The organism is Hominisplanchenecus faecis (assembly GCF_020687205.1).
Taxonomy (GTDB): domain Bacteria; phylum Bacillota; class Clostridia; order Lachnospirales; family Lachnospiraceae; genus Hominisplanchenecus; species Hominisplanchenecus faecis.
The window spans coordinates 47,888-56,688 of sequence record NZ_JAJEQE010000017.1 but is presented as its reverse complement, the minus strand read 5'-3'; the positions used below and the strand labels follow the sequence as shown (position 1 = coordinate 56,688).

The following is an 8,801-nucleotide window of genomic DNA, read 5'->3' as shown; positions in this document are numbered from 1 at the left end:
GTGGATGTTCGTTTTGCTCCGACCGAAGCGGAGCGTAGACATAAAAGTGGGATGATAATCCCACGATATGCGAATACCGGAGAGGATTGTGGGAGTGCAACGCACGGAACAATCCGTAGGCATCATAGTTAGGGACTTTTGACACCCACATCATATGATCGGATATTTTTGTTCTATCAGAACTATAACACCCGATTCTCAATCTGTCAATACTTATGCACAAAAAACATGGCCGATCAGCCTGGAATCTTCTTTCTCCAGCAGAATTTCCCTCACTTTTTCAAAAACTGCCTCTGCCAGTGCTGCATGTCCTTCTCTTGTCATATGCTCCTGATCCTTTTCCCCCGGCAGTGCCACATCCGATGCCGCCAGAAATGCAATGCCTCTTGTTTTTGCGATCTGTTCATAGACTCTTTTCAGACCTTTTGACACTTCTACGGAACGGCGGTCAAATTCCCGGTCGTATTTCTCCACATCTGCTCCAAGATGGATCGGTGAGATCAAAAGCACCGGAAGATCCTCTCTTTCCCTCCAGATCTGATCCAGAAGACGCTCAATGCCCACGCCGATCTTCTCCGGTGTCGTCTCATAAGCCGCTTTGCAGTCGTTTGTCCCGAGCATAAGAACCACCAGTTCCAGCGGGCGGTGCGTCTCCAGGATGGCCGGCAGCATATCGATCCCACTTCTTCCGGAACGGTAAGCATCTGCAAACATAGTCGTTCTGCCGCACAGTCCTTCCTCTGCGACCCGATAGCCGTAAAACTGCATCTTTTCATCTAAAATACTGGTCCACCTCGTTCCCCAGCTGTAACGGTTCGCTGTTCCGGGGATCAATCCGTACGTGTTTGAATCACCAAAGCATAAAATCTGTCTCATATCCATATCCTTCTTTCTGTTTTGCTGTTTTGCTGTTTTGCTGTTTTGCTTTGCTTTTTTTCGTTTGTTTATTTCTTTTTGACCTATTTCTTATTTTCGCTTTTTGCTTCGTTTTATATTCCTATTAATTTGATATGTTTACTATATATTATTCTTTTCCATTTGTCAAGTACAGGCTTGCACAGAATTAAAAAACATGCTATGGTCAGAGTACCTGATGCCATAGACCATCGTTTAGTGCCGACCGAAGCGGATCGTAGATTGCAAAAGTTACTCTGTTACAAAGCAATTCGCAGGCATCCGTGAACTATCGATAAATTCGCAGGCATCCTCTGACTGCTAATATTTGACTGTTATTATCATATAGAAGGGATTCATTATGGAAAACACAGAAATGAAAAAAATCATCGACCGCCAGCGTGCGTTTTTTCACACCGGAACGACACTGGATGTCTCTTTTCGCATCGCCGCACTGAAACGGCTGCAGCATATGATCCGCCGCCACGAAAAAGAGATCGAGGCAGCTCTTCTGCTCGATCTGAAAAAGAGTTCTTTTGAAAGTTATATGTGCGAGACGGGTCTTGTTCTGGATGAGATCCACTATATGCTCCGCCATATCCGCTCATTTGCAAAAGAGCAGGATGTCAGAACACCGCTGGCACAGTTCTGCTCCAGAAGCTACCGAAAACCTTCTCCTTACGGCGTCACACTGATCATAAGTCCCTGGAATTATCCGATCCTGCTGACTCTTGATCCGCTTATTGATGCCATTGCAGCCGGAAATACGGTGATCTTAAAGCCAAGTGCCTACTCTCCTGCCTGCAGCGATCTGCTTGCAAAACTGATCCATCGCTATTTTCCGGCAAAATACCTGACAGTGATCACCGGAGGACGCTCTGAAAATACTGCCCTGCTTGAGCAGCATTTTGACTATATCTTTTTCACCGGAAGCAAAACGGTCGGAAGGGAAGTGATGCGGCAGGCTTCTTCGCACCTGACTCCTGTAACACTGGAACTTGGCGGCAAAAGCCCGTGTCTGGTCGATGAAAGTGCCGATCTTGCACTCGCCGCCAGACGCATCGTATTCGGGAAATTTTTAAACTGCGGACAGACCTGCGTTGCCCCAGATTATATTTACTGTGATGAAAAAAGAAAAGAGGCTCTGATCTGCGAACTGAAACGTCAGATCACGAAACAGTTCGGCAGTGAGCCTCTGAAAAATCCTTCCTACGGAAAGATCATAAACCAAAAACATTTTGAACGCATCCGAAGACTGCTCAATCCTGAAAAAGTAATCTTTGGCGGAAATGTCAATCCGGATACTCTCCAGATCGCTCCGACCCTTCTTGACCACGTGACCTTTGAAGATGCTATCATGCAGGAAGAGATCTTCGGACCGCTCCTGCCGGTCATCACTTACTGCACACTGGATGAAGCAATCGCCAGGATCAATTCCATGGAATGTCCGCTCGCCCTCTATCTTTTCAGTAAAAAGAAAGAAAATATAGAGAAAGTGACCGCAAAATGTCAGTTTGGCGGCGGCTGTGTCAACGATACCATCATCCACCTCGCCACCCCGTACATGGGATTTGGCGGCTGCGGCGAAAGCGGCATGGGAAGCTACCACGGAAAAGACGGGTTTGAAACCTTCTCCCACACCAAAAGCATCGTCGATAAAAAAACATGGATCGATCTTCCGGTGCGGTATCAGCCTTATCGTCCGGTCAAAAAGTGGCTTTTGAAAAAAGTGCTTGGATAGATAAGAACAGATAAATTTTATTCTTCTTCCAGTCTCTGGATCATTTCATAGATTGCCTTTGCGGAATTGAAGTTTTCCGGTTCCATTTCTTCGGATGGAATCTCGATATCATACGCATCGGTGATCTCTGAGATGATCGTTACAACGTCCATGGAGTCGATCACTCCGTCATCTACGAGGTCTTCTCCGTTTTCCCAGTCTACTTTCGGCATTGCTTCTTTTAAGATGTCTAATAATTCGTTCATGGTTTTTGTCTCCTTTGATTTTGTATTATTTTTTTAATATAACAGTCCGGTTTTTACTCTGTCTTTTCTTTCTCGGCTTCGATCAGTTTTTTACGCTGCAATTTTCCGTTATAGGTTCTCGGGATCTTGTCGATCTGCTCGATGAGTTTTGGCACTTTATATGCCTCCAGTTTGCCTTGCAGATACTCATAAATGCCCTGCTCATCAAATGCGGCACCGTTTTCCATCTCCACAAAGAGCTTTGGCTCTGCCCCAAGGAGCGGATGTGGCACCGGAATGCAGGCACAGTCGGCTATTCCTTCAAATCCCCCGGCGATCTCTTCAATCTCATCCGGAGCGACTTTGTTGCCGCCGGTTATGATGACATCATCTTTTCTGCCCAGCATATAGATCAGTCCGTCCTCGCCCACATAAGCAAGATCTTTGGTGCAGATATAGTCATCACGCATGATTTCCTGATTGAGCTGCGGTTCATGATAATAACCCTTCATATTCATAGTTCCGCGGCAGGCGAGAAAGCCCGGTGTCTCTTCGGTCGCATCGATTGCATTGCCCTGCTCATCAAAAAAGACAAATTCTGCATGGCAGGACGGTTTTCCGATGCAGTTTTTCTTATCCGGCATTGCATTGAAATCCAGGATACAAGAGCATCCGGACTCTGTTGTTCCGTAAAAATTATAGAGGCGTGTGTTCGGAAGAAGCTCTCGCAGATGCTCCTTGTCGTGGTTCGGGATCGGTGCGGAACCAAGCTGCACATAATCGAGCTGGTCTGCATATTCACCGAGTTTATCTCCGCTTAACTTGAACAGTGCCGCCAGTGCTGCCGGTACAAGGTCTATCGCTGTCACATGATATTTTTCGATCGCTCCGAAAAATTTCTTTGTAAAGATCACGCCGTCGATGATCACCACGCTGCCGCCATTTAAAATATTGGAATAATAGCGGCGAAGTCCGTGCGAATGGCTCAGGGGTACCGGTATCAGTTCGACACTGTCTTTTTTCATTTCGACGGAACCAATCACATTTTCAGAAACGGCGATCACACTCTCATAAGTAAGCTCAATGCCCTTGGATTTTCCGGTTGTTCCGGTTGTAAAGAGAACTTCTGCGGTTTCTTCAGGCTCAGGAAAGCGAAAACTGTCTCCATTTTCATCATCGCTTTCGGATATTCGCATTTCTGCGGCATCGTCCATTTTATACGATAATACATCTTTTATTGTTTCCCATTTGCAAGAAAACTCACCCTGCTTCGCTGCCAGATATAATTTTGCCTCCACTGCCCCGATGATCTCTGCGATGCGGTCATCTGCCGCATTCTTCTCAATCGGCACAAAGACTGCTCCGACAAGCTGGATCGCCAGTTGACTGATCACCAGCTGGGCATTTTGTGAGTTTCGCACAACGACATGGTCTCCTCTTCGGATGCCAAGTTCTCTTAAATGCACGGCATAACCGTACACACATTTCCAGGCATCCAGATAAGTCAGTTCCACTTTTCCATCTGCCAGAAACAGTTTGTCCGGCTGTACTTTTGCATATTCTGCCAGTGCTTCCACGATGGATCTTACCATATGCTCCCCTTCTTTCTTTTGATCTGATCTTTCTGTTTTCGCTTTAAACTTCATAAATCAATCTTTTCTTCGGCTGTACTAGTACTGCTCTGTCTGATCAGCCTTTGCTGCTTTGATTGCTTTTACTGCCTTTTTCAGTATCTTTTCGGCTGCCTTCTCATATTCTTTTTCTTCTTTTTCGGCCGCCTTATCCCAGCTTGCCGCCACCTCTTCGCTGTGGTCGGTCTTAATATCATAATGTTCCCTGATATAATTGCCCAGGTATGTGGTAAATTTCGCTGCACCGATCGCATTGGTATGCTTTGGATTGTAAAAATCCACGTTATATTCCAGCCCCATTTCTTCTGCATAGTAATTGCCGTCCAGGAACCGGAAGCCTGCTTCTTCCACAATGCGTTTGATATAATTGTCTTTCTGATGTTCTTCCTCTGTCACCTGCCATGGTGTTGCCACAAAAAGTACCTGAATATTTTCTTTTTTACATTTTTCTATAATTTCCCGCAGTTCTTTTTCGGATTTTTCTGTGATCGGTATTTCTCCGGTAATGTCTTTCACATCCAGATAACTTAGGATCTTATGACGGCTGTTGACCGACCATCCTTTCAGCGGATGTTCTTTTGCATTAAACAGATATTCCCAGGATTCTTCTGTCAGATTTTCCCAGTTTCCATGGTATTTTATCAGGTCAAAACCATAGCTGAGCCGATCTTCAAATCCTTCGGTCAGTTCTGTGACCATCTTAAAACGGTTCCAGGAAACTTTCATATTATCTGCGATCTGGCGAAGACGATTTTCTTTGATCACTTCATTGTCTGTATCTGTAAAACGTCTGGTTTCTATAATATACAGCTGCGGTGACTGTGTTTTTTCCACTTCATCGATCAGTGACGGTATCACATAGACCGGCTGGGCTGCCGTGGCGATCCCGTAGGATGTGATGCCCTGCTGTTTCCAGAGCAGCGGACTGTTCAGATAACGGTAAAGTGCACTGCTCCCAAAGCCTACCACATCCAGGCTGTCTCTGTCTTCTGCATAAAATCCAGCTACTCTCGCCCTGAAAAAATCTTTGTCCGTCGGACGCATCACATAAGTGGTCAGCGTCAGCAGAACTGCTGCGATTGCAAGAAATACAGCGGTTCCGAAAATGTATTTGATCTGCTTTTTTATCTTCATCTGCCACGCCTCCCCTTAAAACTTCTCATAGATAAATGCGGAAGGATCATACCCAGGGCCGTACATGCCAAAGATAACAACCGCAAGCAGAAGTGCATAGATCAGTACCCAGCGAAAGACCAGATTCTGTTTTTTCAGTGCTTCCAGGACATCCATCTTTTCCTGCAGGATACTGACGGTCAGAAGTACCAGCATTGCAACGATCACAACGGTCATATTCGCCTGGTTCAGTCCATAGTTATAAATTTTGCCGTTTGCCAGGCGGTACCATCCGATGCCGGTGCAGGCTCTCTTTAAGATGCCGACCGCACTTGCAAAGTCATCTGCCCGGAAGAAAACTCGTCCGAGACAGCAAAGCAGGAAGGTTCTTCCCATCTGGAAAAGACGGAAACTGAAACATTCTGTTTTGATATGTAATTTCTGCACCAGTTTTTCGTTGTATGGTGTGAAGATCATGCTCAGCATGATCAGGATACCGTGAAACAGTCCCCAGGTCACATATTTCCAGTCCGGTCCGTGCCAGATTCCGGTCAGGAGCCAGACCGCCAGGATCGGGATCGCTGAGGAGACGATTCTTCCAAATTCATTGCCGAAACGTTTTCTCGCCTTTTTATTTAAATCCAGTGAAAATTTGGAGATTGAGATCGGATAGAATACATAGTCTTTAAACCAGTTTCCAAGCGTCACATGCCAGCGTCTCCAGAACTCCGGCATCGTCTTTGAAAAATACGGACGCAAAAAGTTCGGTGCCAGACGGATGCCAAACAGTCTTGCCGTTCCGGTCGCGATATCCATACATCCCGAGAAATCAGCGTAGATCTGGATGGAAAAAGCTGCCGTCGCCACAAAGAAAAAGAGCATACCGGTGTACTGCGTATAATTTCCATAGATCTGATCTACAAACGTACCGAGACGTTCTGCAAGGATCAGCTTCTTTGCAAATCCCCAGAGGATCAGAAGTGCTCCGTCCCTGAGGTTATCATACTCAAAACGATGCTCTTCGTACAGCTGTGTGCCAAGATCTGCATAACGCGGGATCGGTCCCTGAACGACACTTGGGAAGAAAGAAATATAAAGCAGATATTTTAGAAAATTCTTCTGTGCCTTTACTTTCCCCTTGTAAACATCGATCAGATAGGACAGAATTTGAAATGTGAAAAAGGAAATGCCAAGCGGCATAATCAATTTAAACAGGTCATCTCCGTGTCCGATCCCGAAAAGATCGAGAATAGAATAACCGGTCTTCAGTAAAAAGTTCGTGTATTTGAACACGATCAGAATCCCGATATTGAGCACCAGCCCCCAGATCAGGATCCGTTTTCGCTGTTTTTTGTTGTTTGCCTTTATCCGCTTGATCTGTTTGCGGTCAAGGCCTTCTTCCTGTTTCTGTTTTTCAAGTTTTTCATGCAATTTCCCCATTTTGCATGCCACAACGTAAGATACTGCGGTTGCCAGAAGCAGCACCAGAAACTGGTCAAAGCCTGCTGCCAGATAGAAGATCACATTTGCGACAAGCAGCACATACATACGGTGCCGGGGTCTTATGATATAATAAATACAGAATACTGCCACAAGAAAGAGCAGATATGTTGATGATGTGTACGACATGATTTTCCCCTTATTAACCTTCCTGATGCAGTGCTTTGTTAAACATATCCCACATCTGTCCATAGCCTTCCGATGCCGGTGTGACTGGTTTCGGAATCGTATTTGGCACATCCATCTTGATACCGCCCTGCTTTGCCATGACCAGGATCCTTGTTCCCAGGCAGACTGCCTCCTGGATATTGTGCGTGATAAAGATAACGGTTACTTTTTCTTTCTGGTGCAGCTTCATCAACTCTTCCTGCAGATGATTTCGCGTCATGGCATCCAGACTGGCGAACGGCTCATCCATCAGAATGATCTGCGGCTTGAGTGCCAGTGCTTTGGCGATCGCCACTCTCTGTTTCATACCGCCGGAAAGCTGATGCGGATAGAGCGTTCTTGAAGAAAGCAAATCGACTTTCTCAAGTGCCGCATCTGAAATCTCCCGCAATTTTGTTTTATCTTTTAAACCCTGTATTTTCAGAGGGTACTGCACATTTTTTTCTACTGTTTTCCACGGAAGCAGCTGATTAAAGTCCTGAAAAACCATGATGCGATCCGTCCCCGGCTCGGTTACCTCTTTTCCGTTTACTTTGACCGTTCCGTCAAAGGTTTCAAAACCGCCGATGCAGCGAAGAAACGTAGTCTTTCCACATCCGGACGGTCCCAGGATGCAGACAAATTCGCCCTCATTCATCGTAAAGTTTACGTTTTTGAGGACTTCATTTCCGTCCCCTTTTCCACCATTGTCATAGATTTTTGTCAGGTTCTGCACATCCAAAACGGGAGTTTTCCCCTTCTGCTCCTGTGTCATCTGCTCATCCCCCATTTCTTAAGTGTCATTTTTTCTATGGTGTGGAAAACTCCGTATTCTACTACAATTCCGATCGCAATGATCACCAGAAGTGCCGCAAAAACACCGGCGATATCCACATTGGTACGCTTCATGAAAATAAACCATCCGATACCGGCTCCGGAACTGGTCGTTCCGAAGATCATTTCCGCACTGATCAGACCTCTCCACGCTCTCGCCCATCCGGTGCGGATACCGGAAAGAATATAGGAGAACGATGCCGGAATGTAAATGCCGGTCACAAGTCCGAGTTTTCCAAGTCCCATATTTTTCCCGGATTCTATGTAGATCTGCGGCACCGCCCGAAATCCGTCCATAATGCTTCTGGACATCGGCCAGATGATCGAATGTACCACGATCAGGATGATCGTCCCTTCCCCGATCCCCATCCACAGGATTGCCAGTGGCAGCAGTGCCACACCAGGTATCAGGTCACACAGGGAAACGACCATATGGTAAATGGAATAAAACGTCTTGCTGACGATGGACAGTCCGGAGAGGATAAATGCCAGCACGATTCCGATCAGCAGCCCTTTTGCGATCAGGCTTAAGGAATAAAGCGTCATCGCTCCCAGACCGTCCCGTGAAAATCCTTTGATCAGCGACTGAAATATCTTTCCAAGTGACGGAAACATCAGTTCCGGAAAGGAACCCATCTGATAGACGACCTGCCATACCACCAGAACAGCAACAATAAAAACAATCTGATTTCTTAAATTTTTCATCGTTCTCATCCT

Annotated in this window: 8 protein-coding genes; 1 reads left to right on the top strand and 7 read right to left on the bottom strand. The window is 46.0% G+C overall.

Annotation, left to right across the window (positions count from 1 at the left end; translation table 11 throughout):
• Positions 1-213: 213 nt before the first annotated feature.
• The gene (locus tag LKD42_RS06850) at positions 214-876 is read right to left on the bottom strand and encodes a GDSL-type esterase/lipase family protein (RefSeq protein ID WP_248835221.1); all 663 of its coding nucleotides are present in this window, start codon (positions 874-876) and stop codon (positions 214-216) included.
• A gap of 379 nt (positions 877-1,255) precedes the next feature.
• Here LKD42_RS06850 and LKD42_RS06845 point away from each other — a divergent pair, with 379 nt between their 5' ends.
• The gene (locus tag LKD42_RS06845; RefSeq protein WP_248835220.1) at positions 1,256-2,635 is read left to right on the top strand and encodes an aldehyde dehydrogenase; all 1,380 of its coding nucleotides are present in this window, start codon (positions 1,256-1,258) and stop codon (positions 2,633-2,635) included.
• 17 nt (positions 2,636-2,652) lie between these two features.
• Here LKD42_RS06845 and LKD42_RS06840 read toward each other — a convergent pair whose 3' ends face one another.
• From LKD42_RS06840 to LKD42_RS06815, 6 genes are read right to left on the bottom strand one after another with little or no spacing between them, the layout of a single operon-like run.
• Positions 2,653-2,880, bottom strand: a complete 228-nt coding sequence (locus tag LKD42_RS06840; RefSeq protein WP_022118934.1) for a phosphopantetheine-binding protein — start codon at positions 2,878-2,880, stop codon at positions 2,653-2,655.
• A 53-nt stretch (positions 2,881-2,933) separates the two neighbouring features.
• Positions 2,934-4,505 carry a class I adenylate-forming enzyme family protein gene (locus LKD42_RS06835; protein WP_173899299.1) on the bottom strand — a complete coding sequence of 524 codons (1,572 nt, stop codon included), beginning with the start codon at positions 4,503-4,505 and terminating at the stop codon, positions 2,934-2,936.
• A gap of 24 nt (positions 4,506-4,529) precedes the next feature.
• Entirely contained in the window at positions 4,530-5,624 is a 1,095-nt protein-coding gene (locus LKD42_RS06830) for a metal ABC transporter substrate-binding protein (protein ID WP_248835219.1), read from the bottom strand.
• A gap of 15 nt (positions 5,625-5,639) precedes the next feature.
• A complete protein-coding gene (locus LKD42_RS06825) occupies positions 5,640-7,232 on the bottom strand; it encodes an MBOAT family O-acyltransferase (protein ID WP_248835218.1) in 1,593 nt (530 codons plus the stop codon).
• A gap of 13 nt (positions 7,233-7,245) precedes the next feature.
• A complete protein-coding gene (locus LKD42_RS06820) occupies positions 7,246-8,040 on the bottom strand; it encodes an ABC transporter ATP-binding protein (protein ID WP_248835217.1) in 795 nt (264 codons plus the stop codon).
• Complete coding sequence (locus LKD42_RS06815; RefSeq protein ID WP_248835216.1) at positions 8,022-8,789, bottom strand: ABC transporter permease; 768 nt, start codon at positions 8,787-8,789, stop codon at positions 8,022-8,024. Before LKD42_RS06815 ends, LKD42_RS06820 begins: the two co-directional genes overlap by 19 nt.
• Between the last annotated feature and the right edge of the window lie 12 nt (positions 8,790-8,801).

What these genes read in the sequence shown, in the direction of transcription:
- LKD42_RS06850 (WP_248835221.1), bottom strand. Translation starts at nt 876, where the DNA reads ATGAGACAGATTTTATGCTTTGGTGATTCAAACACGTACGGATTGATC.
- LKD42_RS06845 (WP_248835220.1), top strand. Translation starts at nt 1,256, where the DNA reads ATGGAAAACACAGAAATGAAAAAAATCATCGACCGCCAGCGTGCGTTT.
- LKD42_RS06840 (WP_022118934.1), bottom strand. Translation starts at nt 2,880, where the DNA reads ATGAACGAATTATTAGACATCTTAAAAGAAGCAATGCCGAAAGTAGAC.
- LKD42_RS06835 (WP_173899299.1), bottom strand. Translation starts at nt 4,505, where the DNA reads ATGAAGTTTAAAGCGAAAACAGAAAGATCAGATCAAAAGAAAGAAGGG.
- LKD42_RS06830 (WP_248835219.1), bottom strand. Translation starts at nt 5,624, where the DNA reads ATGAAGATAAAAAAGCAGATCAAATACATTTTCGGAACCGCTGTATTT.
- LKD42_RS06825 (WP_248835218.1), bottom strand. Translation starts at nt 7,232, where the DNA reads ATGTCGTACACATCATCAACATATCTGCTCTTTCTTGTGGCAGTATTC.
- LKD42_RS06820 (WP_248835217.1), bottom strand. Translation starts at nt 8,040, where the DNA reads ATGGGGGATGAGCAGATGACACAGGAGCAGAAGGGGAAAACTCCCGTT.
- LKD42_RS06815 (WP_248835216.1), bottom strand. Translation starts at nt 8,789, where the DNA reads ATGAAAAATTTAAGAAATCAGATTGTTTTTATTGTTGCTGTTCTGGTG.